The following is an 18,171-nucleotide window of genomic DNA, read 5'->3' on the forward strand; positions in this document are numbered from 1 at the left end:
CTGGAGCTCTCGATGATCCGGCGCACGTTTCTGGCCTTGATGGCCGCGGCGACCCTGGCCGGCAGCGCCGCAGCCGCGCGGGCCGAGGACGGCTACGATCTCTGGCTCCGCTATCGGCCGGTGGAGGGCGCCGCCGCGGTCGGCGAGGTGACGGTGCTGGGCGACAGCCCCACCCTCAGGGCCGCGAGGGCCGAGCTGGCGCGGGGCCTGGGCGGGCTAAGGGGCGGCGCGCCGGCCGGGGCGCGGGCGGCGCTGCTAGCGGGGACGGCCGCTTCGCCGCAGATCGCGGCGCTGAAGCTGCCGCTGCAAGGCGTGGGTCCCGAGGGCTACGTGATCCGCTCGCTGCAGGTGGAGGGGCGCCCGACGACGGTGATCGCGGCGAACTCGGACGTGGGCGTGCTGTACGGCGCCTTCCACGTTCTGCGGCTGCTCCAGACGCGCCAGCCGATCGACAGGCTCGATATCGCCTCCAAGCCGGCGGTGAAGCTGCGCGTCCTCAACCATTGGGATAACCTGGATCGGTCGGTGGAGCGCGGCTACGCGGGCCAGTCGATCTGGGACTGGTGGAAGCTGCCCGACTACAGGGACCCGCGCTACGTCGACTACGCCCGGGCCAACGCCTCGCTGGGCATCAACGGGTCGGTCCTCAACAACGTCAACGCCAAGGCCGACAGCCTGACGGAGCCGTACCTCAAGAAGGCCGCGGCGGTGGCCGACGTACTGCGGCCCTATGGCATCAAGGTCTATCTGTCAGCCCGGTTCTCGGCGCCGAAGGAGATCGGCGGCCTGCCCACCGCCGACCCGCTGGACCCCGCCGTCCGCGCCTGGTGGAAGGCCAAGGCCGACGAGATCTACCGCACGATCCCCGATTTCGGCGGCTTCCTGGTCAAGGCCAATTCCGAGGGACAGCCCGGGCCGCAGGACTATGGCCGCTCGCACGCCGACGGCGCCAACATGCTGGCCGAGGCGCTGGCCCCGCATGGGGGCGTCGTGATGTGGCGGGCCTTCGTCTATTCGCACGAACAGCCCGAGGACCGGATCAAGCAGGCCTTCTCCGAGTTCACCCCGCTGGACGGCCAGTTCGCCAGGAACGTCATCGTGCAGGTCAAGAACGGGCCGCTGGACTTCCAGCCGCGCGAGCCGTTCCACCCGCTGTTCGGCGCGATGCCCAAGACGCCGCTGATGATGGAATTCCAGATCACCAAGGAATACCTCGGCTTCGCCACCCACCTCGTCTACCAGGGCCCGCTCTGGGAAGAGGTGCTGCAGGCCGATACCTGGCGCGGCGGCAAGGGGGCGACCGTCGCCAGGGTGGTCGCCGCGGGCGCGCCAGGCGAGGGCCTCACCGGCATGGCGGGCGTCGCCAATATCGGGGCTGACCGCAACTGGTCGGGCTCGCACTTCGACCAGGCCAACTGGTACGCCTTCGGCCGCCTGGCCTGGGACCCGAACCTGTCAGCCGCCGCCATCGCGGACGAGTGGATCCGCATGACGTTTTCCAACGACCCCGCGGTGGTGAAGCCGGTGGGTGACATGATGGCGACCTCTCGCGAGACCATGGTGGACTACATGACCCCGCTGGGCCTGCACCACATCATGGGGCGCAGCCACCACTACGGCCCGGGGCCCTGGGTGGCGGGCGGCGAGCGCGCCGACTGGACGAGCGTCTACTACCACCGCGCCTCGCCCGACGGGATCGGTTTCGACCGCATGGCCACGGGCAGCAACGCCGTCGCCCAGTACGCGCCGCAGGCCGGCAAGGCCCTGGCCGCCGACGAGCGCTTCCTGCTGTGGTTCCACCGCCTCCCATGGGACCACCGCGTGGCGTCCGGCCGCACCCTGTGGGACGAGCTGGTGGTCCGCTACTCGCGGGGCGTCGACGAGGTGAAGGCGATGCGCCGGACCTGGGACGCCGTGGCGCCCCATGTGGACGCTGAACGCCACGCGGAGGTCGCGGCCTATCTGGCCATCCAGGAGCGGGAGGCCCAGTGGTGGCGCGACGCCTGCATCGCCTATTTCCAGAGCTTCTCGAAACGACCGCTGCCGGCCGGCTACGCGCCGCCGCCGCACTCTCTCGAGTGGTACGAGGCGCTCAGCTTCCCCTATGCCCCCGGGATCTGAAGGCTGGCGGACATCGCACGGGCGTTGCGAAAGATTCGTAATTAATAGTTGCGTAATAACTGGACTCAGGAGATCGGGCGCCCCATGGCTTCACGGGCGCTGGGCAGGCCGGGACCCAACGTGCGCCGCCAAAGGGCGGCCCAGCGACAAGAGTGGTCCGGCGGCGCGTGACGGAGTGCAGTATGAGACGCTTGGCGTATTCCCTTGGCGCGGCCATCGCCGCCCTCAGCCTCGCCGCATCGGGGGCCGAGGCGGCGACCTACATCAACTATGGCCCGGTAGGCTCCGATGGCGGCTTCACCATCACCTTCGGCAACACGGGCATCACCGACGCGTCGTTCAGTGACGTCTTCAACTTCAGCATGCCGACCGGCCGGGGCGATTTCGTCATCACCTCGACCATGAGCACGGGCAGCCAGAACATCACCTGGACCAGCGTCGCGTTCAACGGCGAGGAGTTCGAGACCGGCACGGCCGGGTGGAACGAGTTCCGGTTCCTGAACGGGTTGGAGCTGACGGCCGGCGCCGCGCAGCAGCTGGTGCTGTCCGGCCTGGGCGGCGGCAACGCCTCCTACTCGGGCGTGATCACCTTCGTGCCCACGGCGGCGGTTCCCGAGCCGGCTTCGTGGGCCCTGATGATCGCCGGCTTCGGCGGCGCGGGTGCGATGATCCGTCGTCGGCGCGCCGACAGCCTCCCGGCCGCGGCCTGACGACCACGCCCCGGCCTGTCCGGGCCGGGGCGTCCATCGGACATCATACCGTGGGCATCTCCCGCAGGCCTGCGGCCTCGCAGAGGCGTTGCAGATAGCGGCCGCCGTCCAGGGCCGCAGCGGCGTCGGCGGGCGCGAATTCCGTGAGGGTCAGGCCCACAAGATTGCCCCCTGCCGCGATGTTGCGCACCAGATCTACGCCCGCCTCCAGGGACAGGCGGCCTTCCGGATAGGCGAGATGCGGGAACTGGGCCGGGTCGAGGGCGTCGAGGTCGAAATGGATGTGGACCGGGCCGGAGACGGTCTGGCCGGGTTCGAGCCAGCGCACGCCCTGTTCGCGCTGGAAGGCCCATTCCCCATGGTCGCCGACGTGGGCCGAGACATAGAGGAGCTGCGACGGCGCCAGGGCCGGGCCAAGCAGGCCGCGCAGGGCGGCCGGCGGGCGGCCCAGGAGCGTGGCGACCGGCATGCCGTGGAAGCTCCCGCTGGGGCTCGTCTCGGCCGTATTGGCGTCCAGGTGGGCGTCCACCCAGATGACCGTCAGGTCCGGATAGCGCCGGTGAAGGTGGTCGATCACCACCACGTCGACCGCGCAGTCGCCGCCCGCGGTCAGGATGCGGGCCGGGCGCACCTCGTCGAGGATGGCCTGGGCCGCCCGGAACTGGTCGAGGATCGCCGTCCAGCGATTGATCCCGCCGACCGCATCGCCTTCGCCGGCCATGGCCACGCGCCGGAGCGGCGCATAGCGGCCGCAGACCTCCGCCGCGGCCTCCGCCCCCCGTGGCAGGTTGGCGGAACGCCCCGACCCCTGCCACTGGGGATAGGCGAGGGCGAGGTCGAACCGGTCCGGCGATCCGGGCGCGGCGCTGTGTTCAAAGACTTGCATGGCCCGATGCTCGTACGGTTCGCAGAGCCCGAAAAGGGCTCGTGGCCTTGGTCCTCCGACGAAAAGAAAGCGGGCGGCGCTTGCGCGCCGCCCGAGGGTTGCCGGTCTCGAGGGGAGAGACGAGCGGACGTCAGAACCGGCCGCGGATGCCCACCAGGATCCCGCGGCCGGGCTTGTAGTAGGTGTAGGCGGCGTTCGGGTATTCGAAGGTCTGCCGCTGCTCCTCGTCGGTGATGTTGATGATGTCGAGGGTGAGCCGCGGCTCGGTGGGCAGCCAGTCGAAGGAGTAGCTGGCCGACAGGTCGAGCTGGCCGCGGGCGTCGGTGCGCAGCTGGGCCACGGGCACGCTGTTCTGGTTCGGGCCGGAGCTGATCTGCTTGTCGTTGTAGGTCCACGACAGGCGGATCGAGGCCGGGCCCTTCTCGTAATATCCGGTCAGGTTGTAGGTGTAGGGCGAGACCCCAATGGCCACCGGCGGCGCGCCGGCGCCCGAGGCGCTCTGATAGATGCGGGTGTAGTTGGCGGTGAAGCCCAGGCCGTCCACGACGAAGCTCAGCGGCTGCACCCAGTTCAGCTCGTAGCCCCGGATGGTCAGCACGCCGCCGGCGTTGACCTGCTGGGTCACCGTGACCGTAGCGGCGTCGGGGCCGCCGCGGTTGTTGATCGCCTGCTGCTGGTTGGGGGTCAGGCTCTCGAACGGAACGCCCAGCTGGCGGAACGGGATGGTGTTGGTCCCCTGGACGGTGAAGCCGCTGACCTCCTTCTGGAAGCCCACCGCGCCGATGTAGCCCTCCTGGCCCGTGTACCACTCGATCCCGGCGTCGAAGTTGTTCGACTTGAACGGGGTCAGGTTCGGGTTGCCCTGGCTGGCGTTCTGCGCCGAGGGGTCGCTGAAGCTGGTGCCCGGCAGCATGGCGCTGGGGTCGGGCCGCGTCAGGGTGCGCGAGGCGGCCAGGCGGAACACCACGTCGTGCGGCAGCTCCAGCGAGGCGTTGAACGAGGGCAGGTAGGCGTCGTAGCGCGAGCCCAGGGTCTGGAAGCCGATCGCGGCCGAGGCGCCGGGTGGGGTGAAGGGGCCGGTGATCCTCTGTTCGGTGGAGATGTAGCGGACGCCGGCATTGTAGCGGAGGCGGAAGTCCTGGAACTCCGACGTTCCGTTGAACTCGGCGTAGGCGCCGACCGTCTCCTCCTTGATGATGCCGGAACGGGCCGCGGTGGCGGAGGCCGCCGAGAAGGGCGCGGCGTCGCTGAAGGCGTCGTAGTTGGTGGCCTGCTTGAAGGCGTCCCAGTCCACCGTGATGTAGCCGTCGGGGCCCGGGCGCAGGTACGAGGCGAGCTGCGATTGGGTCACGGCCGAGCCGGCCTGGCCGTTGCAGGCGGGCTGGGGCGCCGGCGCCGGCTGGAACGTGCCGCCCCCGCCGCACACCGCCTGCTGCCAGGCGGGGCTGTTGTCGAGAGCGATGATCGAGCGGCGGGCCGTATCGTACGCGCCGCCAACCTTCAGGTTCAGGTTCTCGTCGCCGAAGGTGGTGTCCAGGTGCGCGCCCTTGGTCTTGGTGACACGCCGCTCGTTCTGGATGTTCACCCGCGCGCCTGCCCAGACCCAGCCGAGGTTCGGATCGTTCAGGTCGGCGTTGGTGGTGATGCTGGGGAACGGGCCGGAGGTGTTGTCGTAGGTGACCGTGACGCCGGCGTTCAGCGGCGTGTTCACCAGGACGCTGGGCGCCTCCCGGAAGAACTGGCTCTTGCTCATGTTGAGCTGGCCTTCGACCTTGATCCAGTCGTTGGCCTGCCAGGTGAAGCCGGGGTTCAGGTTGAAGAACTCCAGGTCCTCTTCGTACGGGCGGTACTCGAGGAAGAACTGCGAGTTGGCGAAGGTCCCGGAGGTGACGACGTTGTTGGAGTCCACCTTCACGTTCAGGGGGACCATGTTGTTCGAGTTGCGGACGATCCAGTTCATGTCCAGGCGTTCGAACTTGCGTTCGGCCTGGGCCAGCAGGGTGTCGAAATAGAAGCTGAGATTTTCCGACGGCCGGTACTCGATGGAGATCAGGGCCGAGTCCCGGTCGCGGCGGCCGGCGTTGTAGGCCGGGCGGCCCAGGCGCGGCAGCAGGCCGTCGCTGAGCTGCTGCAGGGTCGTGCCGGGGTTGTTCGCCAGCAGGAAGGCGTTGTCGACCACCGTCCCGGGGGTGAGGCCGTTGCCGGCGTTGGCGGGGACCGTCGTGGCGAAGTTGAAGCCGTTGCCGCCGTTGGTGTTGCAGCCGGCGCAAGTCACGTTGGTGACGTTGGACCAGCCGATGGTCTCGAAGCCCCGGGTCTGCACCTTGTTCCGGGCGATGGCGACGCCGGCCAGGATCCCGAACTCGCCGACGTTCGTGTCCCAGGTCTGGCTGGCGATCAGGGCGCCGCGCGGGCTCCACTTCTCGGAATTCTCGTTGTAGGCGCCCTGGAGCGAGTAGTTGAGCTGGCGGCCCGGGTTGTCGAACGGGCGGGCGCTTCGCATGTTCACGGAGCCGGAGACTCCGCCCTCCAGCATGCTGGCCACCGGCGTCTTGTTCACGTCCAGCCGGTTGAACAGCTCGGTCGGGAAGACGTCGAGGTCGACTTCGCGGTTCTGGTTCTGGGCGTCCGTCTTGCCCGAGGAGGCGACCGCGATCTGGTTGCCGTTCAGCATGACCTTGGTGAAGTTGGTGCCCAGGCCGCGGATGGCGATGTTCAGGCCCTCGCCGGTGATCTCGCGGGTCAGCTGCACGCCGGGAATCCGGTTCAGCGATTCCGCCAGGTTGGTGTCGGGGAACTTCCCGATGTCCTCGGCGAAGATGCTGTCCTGGAAGCCGGTGGCCTCACGCTTGGCGATGGTCGATTCGGCTAGGCTGCGGCGGAATCCCGTCACCACGACCTCGTCCACGTCGCCGGCGGGGGCCGGCGCGGTCTGGGCCTGGGCCTGAGAGGCCAAAAGAGTCGCAAGACATGTGGCGCCCAGCAGCAAGGATTTGGCGTGCGCAGGCTTCTTCTTCTGTGAAGAATTCATAATTCCCGTCCCCATTGTGCGTGCCGCGCACACACCTGTTGTTCTTCACGCGCAAGCGCGTCGACCGGTCTTTGACCGTGCCGCATCCAAGACTGTTCTCGGGCCGCTGCTTTACTGTAGAATGATAGCGGTCACATTGAGACTGGTACTAGGTCAGTTCTTTGCTGTCAATACGGTCTGACCGATGTGCTATTGTAGGTCAGACCAATCCAAACGGCCGTTGCGGCCGGCGGGACGCGGGCTTGAGAAGCGGCGGAGGTTGGGCGACAGCTAGGGCGCAGTTGGGAGAATGGGTTTGGAGCCAAAACCGGCGCGTCGACAGAGGGGATCCCTGACGATTCACGACGTGGCCCGTTTCGCGGGCGTGTCGCCGATGACGGTGTCACGGGTGATCAACGGCGAAAAGAACGTCCGCGACTCGACCCGCGAGGCGGTGAACGCGGCGATCCGCGAGCTGAACTATGCGCCCAACCCCGCCGCGCGCAGCCTGGCCGGCGCTGACCTGATCCGGATCGGCCTGCTCTATTCGAACCCCAGCGCGGCCTATCTGAGCGAGTTCCTGGTCGGCAGCCTGGACCAGTGCAGCCGCGGCAATATCCAGCTGATCGTCGAGAAGTGCGACGACGAGCGCGCCGAGCTGGCCGCCACGCGCCTGGTGGCCTCGGGCGTGGACGGGATCATCCTGCCGCCGCCGCTCTGCGACAACGCCGCCGTGACCCGGGCGCTGGCCGAGGCGAACGTCCCGGCCGTGGCCGTGGCGACGGGCCAGCCGCCCGCCGACGTCTCGGCCGTGCGCATCGACGACTTCGCGGCGGCCCGGGCCATGACCCGGCACCTGATCGCCCTGGGCCACCGCCGGATCGGCTTCATCAAGGGCCATCCCAACCAGACCGCCAGCCGCCAGCGCCTGGAGGGCCACCTGGCCGCCCTGGCCGAAGCGGGCCTGCCGGCGCCGCAAGAGCTGCTGGCGCAGGGCTATTTCACGTACCGCTCCGGGTTCGAGGCGGCGGAAGCGCTGATCGCGCTCAGGCCGGCCGTGGCCGCCATCTTCGCCAGCAACGACGACATGGCGGCCGCCGCGATCGCCGTGGCCCACCGGCGCGGCCTCGACGTGCCGCGAGATCTGACCGTCGTGGGGTTCGACGACAGCGCGCTCGCCACCACGGTGTGGCCGGAGTTGACCACCATCCGCCAGCCCATCGCCGACATGTCGCGCCAGGCCGTCACCCTGCTGGCCGACGAGATCCGCAGCCGCCGCGCCGGCGAGAAGGCGCAGCATCCGCACGCGCTGCAGGACTTCACCCTCATCCGCCGCCAGTCGGACGGGCCGCCGCCGGCGTAGCTCCCCGCCTCAGGGCTTGAACAGCGACAGGGGAACCGCCTCCGCCATCGCCCGATAGCCCGCCATCGACGGGTGCAGGTGGTCGCCCGAATCCAGATCGGCCCGCAACCGATCGGGCTGGGCCGGATCGCGCATCACCGCGTCGAAATCGATCACCGCGTCGAAGTTCCCGGGCGTCCGGATCCAGGCGTTCAACGCCTGGCGGTCGGCCTCGTGCGCCGCCTCGGGCTTATAGAACGACCCCGCGAACGGCAGGATGGTGGCGCCGATCGCCTTGATCCCGCGGGCCCGGGCGCGGGCGACCATCTGGCGGTAGACCCCGATCATGTCCGCCACGAGCCGGGCGTGCGCCTCGGGCGACATCGCCCCGGCCTGGGCCGCGGTCCCCAGGTCGTTCACGCCCTCCAGCACGATCACGTAGCGCACGCCGGTCTGGGCCAGGACATCGCGCTCGAAGCGCGCCAGGGCGTTGGGGCCCAGGCCGTCCAGCAGCAAGCGGTTGCCGCCGATGCCGTGGTTCAGGACCGACAGGCGCCGCAGCGACGGGACCTGCTGCAGCCGCTCGGCCAGCACGTCCGGCCAGCGCTCGTTGCGGTCCGGCCCCACGCCGTAGCCGTCGGTGATGGAGTCGCCGAACGCGACGATGGCGGCGCTGCGCGGCGCGGCCGGGACGTCGATCCCGGCAAGCTGGTACCAGCGCACCACCTTCTCCGCCCCCTGCAGGTCGGCGTCGGCGACCCGCTGGCCGTGCACATGGAAGGTCGTCGTGCGCGAGCCAGGGTGGCCGGTCTGGGTCGCCGGAGCCGCGGGCAGGTGGAAGCTGACCGCGACGCTGTCCAGCGCGCGGACCGCGAAGTCCACCGGGTCCGAGACATATTCCGCGCCCGCCGGCACCGTGATGTCCGGGCGGCCGTCGAAGGTGACAAGCCGGCCGCTCGCCGGATCGATGGCGGCGGAGCCCGGCGTGCGGGGCCGGCCCACATGGACCGCCGAGAAGCGCAGGGGCGCGGTCCCGAAGGCGTTGGAGAGCCGGATGCGGATCTGCGGCCCGCCGGCGGTCACGCGCACGATCTGGCGCACCGTTGCGTCGGTGAGCGCGGCGTCGGGCAGGGCGTTGCGCGGCTCTGGAACCTGCTGGGACGAGGCCCAGGCGCCCACCCAGGCCGGCTCCCGCGCCTGCGCCGGCGCGCCCAGGGCCAGGATGAGCAGGCCGGCCGAGGCCAGGCGGCGCAGCTTCGAAAGGCGTGACGGCAGGCGCATGGTCTTTTCCTCTCCTCGGTATGGCGGCTCTTTGAGCGGCCGCCCGCGAAGGCTCGCCTTGACAGGTTGGCCCCTGGATTGATAGCGCTACCAAAAATAGGGAGGTCTGACCATGGGCGAAGCCGCATCGCGGCCGACGGCCTTCTTGCCCGAGGATTGGCAGGCTGCGACGCTCGTGGGCCGTATCGAGACCTCGGCCGGTCCGACCCCGGTGGTGTGCCGGAACGGACACCTGTTCGACGTCTCCCAGACCGCCCCGACGGTCTCCGATCTATTGAACTTCGACGCCGCGACCGCGCCCGGGCGGGACCTTGGGCCCATCGACGCCTTCGACTTCGCGCGCCAGCCGCTGCTGGCGCCCGTCGACCTGCAGTGCGTCAAGGCGGCCGGGGTGACCTTCGCGGTCTCGGCTGTGGAGCGGGTGATCGAGGAGCGGGCGCGCGGCGATGCGGCGCGCGCCGAGGCGATCCGCGCCGACCTGCGCGACCGCGTCGGCGCCGATATCCGCTCGGTGACGCCCGGCTCGCCGGAAGCGGCCAAGCTGAAAGCCGCCCTGATCGCCGACGGCCTGTGGTCGCAGTACCTGGAGGTGGCCATCGGCCCGGACGCGGAGATCTTCACCAAGGCGCCCGTGCTGTCGGCGGTGGGCCATGGCGCCCAGGTCGGCATCCGCTCGGACTCGGCGTGGAACAACCCCGAGCCGGAGGTGGTGCTGGTGTGCGACCGCGCCGGCCGCGCGGTGGGCGCCACCCTGGGCAACGACGTCAACCTGCGTGACTTCGAGGGCCGCTCGGCCCTGCTGCTCGGCAAGGCCAAGGACAACAACGCCTCGTGCGCCTTGGGGCCGTTCATCCGCCTGTTCGACGAGGGGTTCACCCTCGACGACGTGCGCCGCGCCCGGGTCGACCTGGTGATCGAGGGGCGCGACAACTACCGTCTTGAGGGCGTGAGCTCGATGGACCAGATCAGCCGCGACCCGCTGGAGCTGGTTCGGCAGGCGCTGTCCGAGCACCAGTACCCCGACGGCTTCGCCCTGTTCCTGGGCACGCTGTTCGCCCCGACCCAGGATCGCGACGTGGCGGGCCAGGGGTTCACCCACAAGGTGGGCGACGTGGTGCGGGTCTCCAGCCCGCGCCTCGGGACCCTCGAGAACGAGGTGACGACCTCGAAGGCCGCCGCGCCGTGGAGCTTCGGCGTCGGCGACCTGATGCGAAACCTGGCCGGACGCGGCCTCCTCCTGCCCCAGGCTGCGCAATGACCGAGACCTTACCCCAGTACATCGGCGGCGAGCGCGTGCGCGCGGCGGCGGCCGAGGACAGCACCAACCCGTCCAACACGACCGACGTGGTGGCCCACGTGCCGCGGGGCGGCGAGACCGAGGTGAACGCTGCGGTGGACGCGGCGCAGGCCGCGTTCCCCGCCTGGTCGGAAGCCTCGCCCGAGGTCCGCTCCGACCTGCTGGACAAGGTGGGCGACACCATCCTGGCCCGGCGCGAGGAGCTGGGCAGGCTGCTGTCGCGCGAGGAGGGCAAGACCCTGCCCGAGGGCATCGGCGAGACGGTGCGGGCGGGGCGCATCTTCAAGTACTTCGCCGGCGAGGCGCTGCGCCGCCACGGCCAGAACCTGGACTCGGTGCGCCCCGGCGTGGAGATCCAGACCTACCGCCAGGCGGTGGGCGTGTTCGGGCTGATCACGCCCTGGAACTTCCCCATCGCCATCCCCGCCTGGAAGAGCGCGCCCGCCCTGGCGTTCGGCAATACGGTGGTGCTGAAGCCGGCCGGTCCGACGCCGGCCACCGCCGCGGCCCTGGCCGAGATCATCTGGGAATGCGGCGCGCCCAAGGGCGTCTTCAACATGATCTTCGGGCCTGGGGCCATGGGCGCGAAGCTGGTCGACCATCCGGGCGTGGACGGTGTCTCGTTCACCGGCTCCCAGGGTGTGGGCGCCACCGTGGCCGAGGCGGCGGTGAAGCGCCAGGCGCGGGTGCAGCTGGAGATGGGCGGCAAGAACCCGCTGGTTGTCCTGGACGACGCCGACCTGGACCGGGCGGTGATGGTGGCCCTGGACGGCTCGTTCTTCGCCACCGGCCAGCGCTGCACCGCCTCCAGCCGCATCATCGTCACCGAGGGCATCCATGACCGCTTCGTGGCCGCCCTGGCCGAGAAGGTGGCGGCCCTGCGGGTGGGCGACGCCCTGAAGCCCGACACCCAGATGGGCCCGGCGGTCAGCGAGGCGCAGATGGAGACCAGCTACCGCTACATGGACATCGCCACGTCCGAGGGCGGCCGCATCGTCACGGGCGGCGGGCGGCTGAAGCTGGACACCCCCGGCTGGTACGTCCAGCCGACCCTGATCGCCGACACCGATCCCAGGATGCGGATCAACAACGAGGAGGTGTTCGGCCCGGTCGCCAGCACGGTCCGGGTGAAGGACTACGACGAGGCCCTGGCCGTGGCCAACGGCGGCGACTTCGGCCTGTCGGCCGGGATCGTGACCACCTCGCTGAAGTACGCCCGCGACTTCCAGCGGCGGGTGCGGGCGGGGATGGTGATGGTCAACCTGCCGACCGCCGGCGTCGACTATCACGTCCCCTTCGGCGGCTCGAAGAAGTCCAGCTACGGCGCCCGGGAGCAGGGCTTCTCCGCGGTGGAGTTCTACACCCAGACGAAGACGGCCTACTCATGGGCGTGACGGTGAAGGTGGACGCTCAGCCCAGGGGCGCGGTCTATCCCAGCCTGGAGGGCAAGCGGGTGGTCGTCACCGGCGGCGGCTCCGGGATCGGGGCCGGCCTGGTCGAGGCCTTCGTCGGCCAGGGCGCCGAGGTGCATTTCGTCGACGTGCTGGAGGCGGAGTCCAAGGCGCTCGTGGCGCGGCTCGGCGAGGCCAGGGTCGCGCCCAGGTTCCACGCCGTGGATCTGCGGGACGCCGACGCCATCGCCGCGTTCTTCCGCGCGATCGGGCCGGTGGACGTGCTGGTCAACAACGCCGGCAATGACGACCGCCACACCCTGGCGGAGGTGACGCCGGCCTATTTCGACGACCGGATCGCCGTGAACCTGCGCCACATGGTGTTCTGCGCCCAGGCGGTGGTGGAGGGGATGAAGGCCGCCGGCGGCGGGGCGATCATCAACTTCGGCTCCATCTCCTGGCATCTCGGCCTGCCGGACCTCGTGCTCTACGAGACCGCCAAGGCCGGGATCGAGGGCATGACCCGGGCCCTGGCCCGCGAGCTGGGCCCCTTCGGCATCCGCGTCACCTGCATCGCGCCCGGCAACGTGCGCACGCCGCGACAGCTCAAGTGGTACACGCCCGAGGGCGAGGCCGAGATCGTCGCCCAGCAGTGCCTGAAGGGCCGGATCGAGCCGCGGGACGTGGCGGCCCTGGTGCTGTTCCTCGCCTCGGACGACGCACGGTTCTGCACCGGCCACGAGTACTGGATCGACGCGGGCTGGCGATGAGCGCCGCCCCGCCCGAGTGCGTCCTGCGGTCCGCCTGCGAGCTGGGCGAGGGGCCGGTCTGGCGCTCGGCCGACAAGGCGGTCTGGTTCGTCGACATCAAGGGCCTGCGCATCCACCGCTACGAGCCCGAGAGCGGGGCGGCGTTCAGCTGGCAGGCGCCGGCGCAGCCGGGGTTCATCGCGCCGGTCCAGGGCGGCGGGTGGATCGCGGGCCTCAAGACCGGCCTGCACCGGTTCGACCCGGCCGGCGGCCGCTTCGACCTGATGGCGACGGTGGAGGATGCGAGCCTGGGCAATCGCCTGAATGACGGCTTCGTCGACGCCCGGGGCCGCCTGTGGTTTGGCTCCATGCACGACGGCGAGACGGACCTGACCGGCGCGCTCTATCGCCTGGACGAGCGCGGCCTGCGGCGGATGGACGACGGCTACTGCATCACCAACGGCCCGGCGGTCAGTCCCGACGGCCGCACGCTCTACCACACCGACACGCTGCAGCGGGTGCTCTACGCCTTCGACCTCGCCCCCGACGGCAGCCTTTCGAACAAGCGGGTCTTCGCCCGGATCGAGGACGGCGCCGGGTATCCCGACGGCCCGACCGTCGACGCCGAGGGCTGCGTCTGGACGGGCCTCTTCGCCGGCTGGGGCGCGCGCCGCTATTCGCCGAAGGGCGAGCAGATCGGCTTCGTCCGCCTGCCCGTGGCCAACGTCACCAAGATCGCCTTCGGCGGCCCGGACCTGAAGACCGTCTACGCCACGACCGCCTGGAAGGGCCTGTCACCCGCCGAGCGCGAGGCCCAGCCCCTGGCGGGCGGCCTGTTCCGGTTCGACGTCGACACGCCGGGCCTGCCGCAGCACGATGTCCAGCATGCCTGACCGCACCCCGGCCCGACCCTTCCGCTCCCGGGACTGGTTCGCCGACCCCGCCCGCTCCGACATGACCGCGCTCTACCTGGAGCGGTTCATGAACTACGGCGTCACCCCGGCCGAGCTCCAGGACGGCCGCCCGATCATCGGCATCGCCCAGACGGGCAGCGACCTCTCCCCCTGCAACCGCATCCATGTGGAGCTGGCCAAGCGGGTGCGCGACGGCATCCGGGACGCCGGCGGGATTCCCATGGAATTCCCGGTCCATCCGATCTTCGAGAACTGCCGCCGGCCGACCGCGGCGCTGGACCGGAACCTGGCCTATCTGGGGCTCGTAGAGACGCTCTACGGCTATCCCATCGACGCGGTGGTGCTGACCACGGGCTGCGACAAGACCACGCCCAGCGGGATCATGGCCGCCTCCACCGTCGACATCCCCGCCATCGTGCTGTCCGGCGGGCCGATGCTGGACGGCTGGCACGAGGGCGAGCTGGTCGGCTCCGGCACGGTGATCTGGCGCAGCCGCCGCAAGCTGGCCGCAGGCGAGATCGACGAGGCCGAGTTCCTGGCCCGCGCCACAGCCTCGGCGCCGTCCGCCGGCCACTGCAACACCATGGGCACGGCCTCGACCATGAACGCCGTGGCCGAGGCGCTGGGCCTGTCGCTGCCGGGCTGCGCGGCGATCCCGGCGCCGTACCGCGAGAGGGGCCAGATGGCCTACGAGACCGGCAGGCGGATCGTGGAGATGGCCTATGAGGACCTGCGCCCGTCCAAGATCCTGGATCGCGCCGCCTTCCTGAACGCCATCAAGACGGTCAGCGCCATCGGCGGCTCGTCCAACGCCCAACCGCACATCGTGGCCATGGCGCGCCATGCGGGCGTCGAACTCGCGCCCGACGACTGGAGCGTCCACGGCCTGGACATCCCCCTGCTGGTGAACATGCAGCCGGCCGGCAAGTATCTGGGCGAACGGTTCCACCGCGCGGGCGGTGTGCCGGCGGTGCTGAGCGAGCTCTTGGCGGCGGGCCGGATCGACGGCGGGTGCCTGACCGTGACCGGCCGGACGATCGCCGAGAACGTGGCCGGCCGCGGCTCCACCGACCGCGAGGTGATCCTGCCCTACGCGGCGCCGCTTCGCGAACGCGCCGGCTTCGTGGTGCTGAAGGGCAACCTGTTCGACTTCGCGATCATGAAGACCTCGGTGATCTCCGAGGAGTTCCGCGCCCGCTACCTGTCCGAGCCGGGGCGGCAAGGGGTGTTCGAGGCCCGCGCGGTCGTGTTCGACGGCTCGGACGACTACCACCACCGCATCAACGATCCGGCGCTCGCCATCGACGAGCGTTCGATCCTGGTGATCCGGGGCTCGGGGCCGCTGGGTTGGCCGGGTTCGGCCGAGGTGGTGAACATGCAGCCGCCGGACGCCCTGATCCAGCGGGGGATCTCCAGCCTGCCGACCCTGGGCGATGGCCGCCAGTCGGGGACGTCGGACAGCCCGTCGATCCTGAATGCGTCGCCGGAGAGCGCCGCGGGGGGCGGCCTGGCCTGGCTGCGCACGGGCGACATCATCCGCATCGACCTTAACGCGGGCCGCTGCGATGCGCTGGTGGAGGAAGGTGAGATCGAACGGCGCAAGGCCGAGGGGTCGCCGCCGGTCCCGGAGAGCCACACACCGTGGGAGGAGCTCTATCGCGAGAAGACCGGCCAGCTGGCCGACGGCGCCGTGCTGGAGATGGCCGTCAAGTACCGTGGCGTCGCGGCGAAGACGCCGCGACACAACCACTGAGTCGGCCGCTTAGCGCTTGCGGAACGGGCGCTTCGGCGGGCCGCCGCCGCCCACGCGGGGCGTCGCATCGCGGTGACGGAAGATGATCCGCGCGCGATCGAGGTCGTAGGGGGTCATTTCCACCGTCACCCGGTCGCCGACCATGGAGCGGATCCGGTTCTTCTTCATCTTGCCGGCGGTATAGGCCAGCACCTCGTGATCGTTTTCCAGGCGCACGCGAAACCGGCCTTCGGGCAGCAGCTCGGCGATTTCGCCTTCGAATTCGATCAGTTCTTCCTTCGCCATGTAGTCTCCTTGGCATGTGAAAACGGGCCGGCGCTGGCCAGCCCGTCGTCGTCTTGGCAGCTCTGGCCCCGGAAGATCAGGTCTCGCGGCGCGCTGGGCGGCGGGATCAATCTTCGAAGAGGTCGGACGCGGGAGTCCTTGCGGGTCGTAAGATCAGCAGGGACCGCAGGCGAGCCAAAGCGATGTTTGATCTTGGCATAATGGGGTTTTTGGCGCTCCGGCGCAAGGTGCGCGGCACTGCAACTGCGCGTGACGTCGGGGCGCGTGTGACGCGCGGGATCGAGGTGATACCATTGGACTTGACCATGATAGCGCTATCATGAAGGGTGGGAGTTCGTCGAACCGGCCCATGAGAGCCGGCCGGCGGGTCGAGGAAAACGCAAGGCCGCCACGGCCTGCCAGGGAAGGGTGATCCAGTGTCCGCCACGAGCAGTCCGGCCGTCGCCGGAACCCCGGAGAGCGCCCGGGTGAACATGGCCTTCATCGCCGCCATCGTGGCCGTCGCCACCATCGGCGGCTTCATGTTCGGCTACGACAGCGGCGTCATCAACGGCACCCAGGAGGGGCTGGAGAAGACCTTCGCCCTCTCCAAGCTGGGAACCGGCTTCAACGTGGGCGCCATCCTGCTGGGCTGCGCGGTCGGCGCCTTCCTGGCCGGTCGGCTGGCGGACCTGATGGGCCGGCGCACGGTGATGATGATCGCCGCCGCGCTGTTCATCGTCAGCGCCCTCGGGACCGGCGCGGCGGACAGCTCGCTGGTCTTCGTCATCGCCCGCTTCATCGGCGGCATCGGGGTGGGCGCGGCCAGCGTCCTGTCGCCGGTCTACATCTCGGAGGTGACCCCCGCCTCGATCCGTGGCCGGCTCTCCAGCGTCCAGCAGATCATGATCATCACCGGCCTGACCGGCGCCTTCGTGGCGAACTACGCCCTGGCGGCCACGGCCGGCGGCTCCACCGCCGAGTTCTGGCTGGGCTTTCCCGCGTGGCGCTGGATGTTCTGGATGCAGGTGATCCCGGCGGGGATCTTCTTCTCCACACTGCTGCTGATCCCGGAAAGCCCGCGCTATCTGGTGGCCAAGGGCAAGGAAGGGCCGGCCCTGATGGTGCTGACCCGCCTCTTCGGCGCCGCGGAAGGCGAGCGCAAGGTGGCCGAGATCCGCGACAGCCTGGCCGCCGACCACCACCGCCCGACGCTGCGCGACCTGATCGACAAGTCCACGGGCCGGATCCGCCCGATCGTCTGGACCGGCATCGGCCTGGCCGTCTTCCAGCAGCTGGTGGGCATCAACATCGTCTTCTACTACGGCGCCGTGCTCTGGCAGTCGGTGGGCTTCAGCGAGGACGACGCGCTGAAGATCAACATCCTGTCGGGCTCGCTCTCGATCCTCGCCTGCCTCGCCACCATCGCCCTGATCGACCGCATCGGCCGCAAGCCGCTGCTGCTCATCGGCTCGGCGGGGATGGCGGTGACCCTGGCCGTCATGGCCTGGGCCTTCTCCACCGCCGCCATGGTCGACGGCGCCCTGCACCTGGCCGACGGCCCGGGCCTGGCGGCGCTGATCGCGGCGAACCTCTACGTGATCTTCTTCAACCTCAGCTGGGGCCCGGTGATGTGGGTGATGCTGGGCGAGATGTTCCCCAACCAGATCCGCGGCTCAGGCCTGGCGGTGGCCGGCTTCGCCCAGTGGACCGCCAACTTCGCGATCTCGGTCAGCTTCCCGGCCCTGGCGGCCTCGCTGGGCCTGGCCGCCACCTACAGCTTCTATGCCCTCAGCGCCCTGGTCTCGCTGTTCTTCGTCCGCGCCATGGTCACCGAGACCCGGGGCAAGGAGCTGGAGGACATGACGGGCTGACCGGCCGTCCGGCGCGGGTCCCATGAAGACGCTCCACGCGCTCCGCTGGTGGATCATCGGCCTGGTGATGCTGGGCGCGATGCTGAACTACCTGACGCGCGCCGTGATGGGCGTGGCGGCGCCCACCATGCTGACCGAGCTGCACATCACCGAGCAGCAGTACGGCTGGATCACCGCCGCCTTCCAGGCCGGCATCATCCTGCAGCCGGTGGTGGGCTATGTCCTCGACAGTGTGGGTCTGCGCTATGGCCTGGCGCTGTTCGCCGGCGCCTGGTCGGTGATCTCGATGGCGCACGGCTTCGCCAGCACCTGGCCGGTGTTCGCCGTCCTGCGCGGCCTGCTGGGCTTTGCCGAGGGCTCGGCCAATCCGGCGGGGATGAAGGTGGTCGCCACCTGGTTCCCGGCGCGCGAGCGGGGCTTCGCCGGCGGCTTCTACAATATCGGCGCCTCGCTGGGCTCCATGCTGGCGCCGCCGCTCGTGGCCTGGGCGATCCTGGCCTACGACTGGCGGGCGGCCTTCGTGATCACCGGCGCCATCGGCCTCCTCTGGGCGCTGGCTGTCTCTTATACACATCTCCG

Annotated in this window: 13 protein-coding genes and 1 pseudogene; 10 read left to right on the top strand and 4 right to left on the bottom strand. The window is 70.0% G+C overall.

Annotated elements, in window-relative coordinates; translation table 11 throughout:
* The first annotated feature begins 12 nt into the window (after positions 1-12).
* A complete protein-coding gene (locus tag AX721_RS08440; protein WP_068875570.1) occupies positions 13-2,121 on the top strand; it encodes an alpha-glucuronidase family glycosyl hydrolase in 2,109 nt (702 codons plus the stop codon).
* A 182-nt stretch (positions 2,122-2,303) separates the two neighbouring features.
* Positions 2,304-2,831, top strand: a complete 528-nt coding sequence (locus AX721_RS08445) for an FxDxF family PEP-CTERM protein (RefSeq protein ID WP_082765535.1) — start codon at positions 2,304-2,306, stop codon at positions 2,829-2,831.
* Positions 2,832-2,874: 43 nt separating this feature from the next.
* Here the strand turns inward: AX721_RS08445 and AX721_RS08450 are convergent, their stop codons facing one another.
* Positions 2,875-3,717 (bottom strand): arginase family protein, encoded by an 843-nt coding sequence (locus AX721_RS08450; RefSeq protein ID WP_068875572.1) that lies wholly within the window; start codon positions 3,715-3,717, stop codon positions 2,875-2,877.
* 130 nt (positions 3,718-3,847) lie between these two features.
* The gene (locus AX721_RS08455) at positions 3,848-6,673 is read right to left on the bottom strand and encodes a TonB-dependent receptor (protein ID WP_369807897.1); all 2,826 of its coding nucleotides are present in this window, start codon (positions 6,671-6,673) and stop codon (positions 3,848-3,850) included.
* A 364-nt stretch (positions 6,674-7,037) separates the two neighbouring features.
* Between AX721_RS08455 and AX721_RS08460 the strand changes: the two genes are divergently transcribed.
* A complete protein-coding gene (locus tag AX721_RS08460; RefSeq protein WP_068875573.1) occupies positions 7,038-8,090 on the top strand; it encodes a LacI family DNA-binding transcriptional regulator in 1,053 nt (350 codons plus the stop codon).
* Between the two features lie 9 nt (positions 8,091-8,099).
* Here AX721_RS08460 and AX721_RS08465 read toward each other — a convergent pair whose 3' ends face one another.
* On the bottom strand, positions 8,100-9,350 hold the full coding sequence (locus AX721_RS08465) for an SGNH/GDSL hydrolase family protein (protein WP_068875574.1): 1,251 nt from the start codon (positions 9,348-9,350) through the stop codon (positions 8,100-8,102).
* 112 nt (positions 9,351-9,462) lie between these two features.
* Here AX721_RS08465 and AX721_RS08470 point away from each other — a divergent pair, with 112 nt between their 5' ends.
* Genes AX721_RS08470 through AX721_RS08490 form a run of 5 tightly spaced genes read left to right on the top strand, consistent with a single transcriptional unit; the run spans position 9,463 to position 15,454 of the window.
* Entirely contained in the window at positions 9,463-10,608 is a 1,146-nt protein-coding gene (locus AX721_RS08470; protein ID WP_068875575.1) for a fumarylacetoacetate hydrolase family protein, read from the top strand.
* Positions 10,605-12,041: an aldehyde dehydrogenase family protein gene (locus AX721_RS08475; protein WP_068875576.1), complete on the top strand. Its 1,437-nt coding sequence runs from the start codon at positions 10,605-10,607 to the stop codon at positions 12,039-12,041. Before AX721_RS08470 ends, AX721_RS08475 begins: the two co-directional genes overlap by 4 nt.
* On the top strand, positions 12,032-12,808 hold the full coding sequence (locus tag AX721_RS08480; RefSeq protein ID WP_068875577.1) for an SDR family NAD(P)-dependent oxidoreductase: 777 nt from the start codon (positions 12,032-12,034) through the stop codon (positions 12,806-12,808). The genes AX721_RS08475 and AX721_RS08480 overlap by 10 nt, the downstream gene beginning before the upstream one ends.
* Positions 12,805-13,680: an SMP-30/gluconolactonase/LRE family protein gene (locus AX721_RS08485; protein ID WP_068875578.1), complete on the top strand. Its 876-nt coding sequence runs from the start codon at positions 12,805-12,807 to the stop codon at positions 13,678-13,680. The genes AX721_RS08480 and AX721_RS08485 overlap by 4 nt, the downstream gene beginning before the upstream one ends.
* Positions 13,673-15,454, top strand: a complete 1,782-nt coding sequence (locus AX721_RS08490; protein WP_068875579.1) for an IlvD/Edd family dehydratase — start codon at positions 13,673-13,675, stop codon at positions 15,452-15,454. Before AX721_RS08485 ends, AX721_RS08490 begins: the two co-directional genes overlap by 8 nt.
* 69 nt (positions 15,455-15,523) lie before the next feature.
* Here AX721_RS08490 and infA read toward each other — a convergent pair.
* A pseudogene (infA, locus tag AX721_RS08495) lies at positions 15,524-15,739 on the bottom strand (translation initiation factor IF-1); the annotation flags it as partial.
* A 416-nt stretch (positions 15,740-16,155) separates the two neighbouring features.
* On the opposite strand from infA, the gene AX721_RS08500 reads away from it, so the two are divergent.
* The gene (locus AX721_RS08500) at positions 16,156-17,592 is read left to right on the top strand and encodes a sugar porter family MFS transporter (RefSeq protein ID WP_068875581.1); all 1,437 of its coding nucleotides are present in this window, start codon (positions 16,156-16,158) and stop codon (positions 17,590-17,592) included.
* A gap of 22 nt (positions 17,593-17,614) precedes the next feature.
* A partial coding sequence (locus AX721_RS08505) for an MFS transporter (RefSeq protein WP_156467078.1) occupies positions 17,615-18,171 on the top strand: 557 nt, incomplete at its 3' end.

The sequence above is a fragment of the Phenylobacterium sp. CCH9-H3 genome, from assembly GCF_001557235.1.
GTDB lineage: Bacteria > Pseudomonadota > Alphaproteobacteria > Caulobacterales > Caulobacteraceae > Phenylobacterium.

Excerpts from the sequence above, each read along its gene's own strand:
- AX721_RS08475 (WP_068875576.1), top strand. The coding sequence starts at position 10,605 with ATGACCGAGACCTTACCCCAGTACATCGGCGGCGAGCGCGTGCGCGCG.
- AX721_RS08445 (WP_082765535.1), top strand. The coding sequence starts at position 2,304 with ATGAGACGCTTGGCGTATTCCCTTGGCGCGGCCATCGCCGCCCTCAGC.
- AX721_RS08450 (WP_068875572.1), bottom strand. The coding sequence starts at position 3,717 with ATGCAAGTCTTTGAACACAGCGCCGCGCCCGGATCGCCGGACCGGTTC.
- AX721_RS08480 (WP_068875577.1), top strand. The coding sequence starts at position 12,032 with ATGGGCGTGACGGTGAAGGTGGACGCTCAGCCCAGGGGCGCGGTCTAT.
- AX721_RS08485 (WP_068875578.1), top strand. The coding sequence starts at position 12,805 with ATGAGCGCCGCCCCGCCCGAGTGCGTCCTGCGGTCCGCCTGCGAGCTG.
- AX721_RS08465 (WP_068875574.1), bottom strand. The coding sequence starts at position 9,350 with ATGCGCCTGCCGTCACGCCTTTCGAAGCTGCGCCGCCTGGCCTCGGCC.
- AX721_RS08470 (WP_068875575.1), top strand. The coding sequence starts at position 9,463 with ATGGGCGAAGCCGCATCGCGGCCGACGGCCTTCTTGCCCGAGGATTGG.
- AX721_RS08460 (WP_068875573.1), top strand. The coding sequence starts at position 7,038 with ATGGGTTTGGAGCCAAAACCGGCGCGTCGACAGAGGGGATCCCTGACG.
- AX721_RS08490 (WP_068875579.1), top strand. The coding sequence starts at position 13,673 with ATGCCTGACCGCACCCCGGCCCGACCCTTCCGCTCCCGGGACTGGTTC.
- AX721_RS08440 (WP_068875570.1), top strand. The coding sequence starts at position 13 with ATGATCCGGCGCACGTTTCTGGCCTTGATGGCCGCGGCGACCCTGGCC.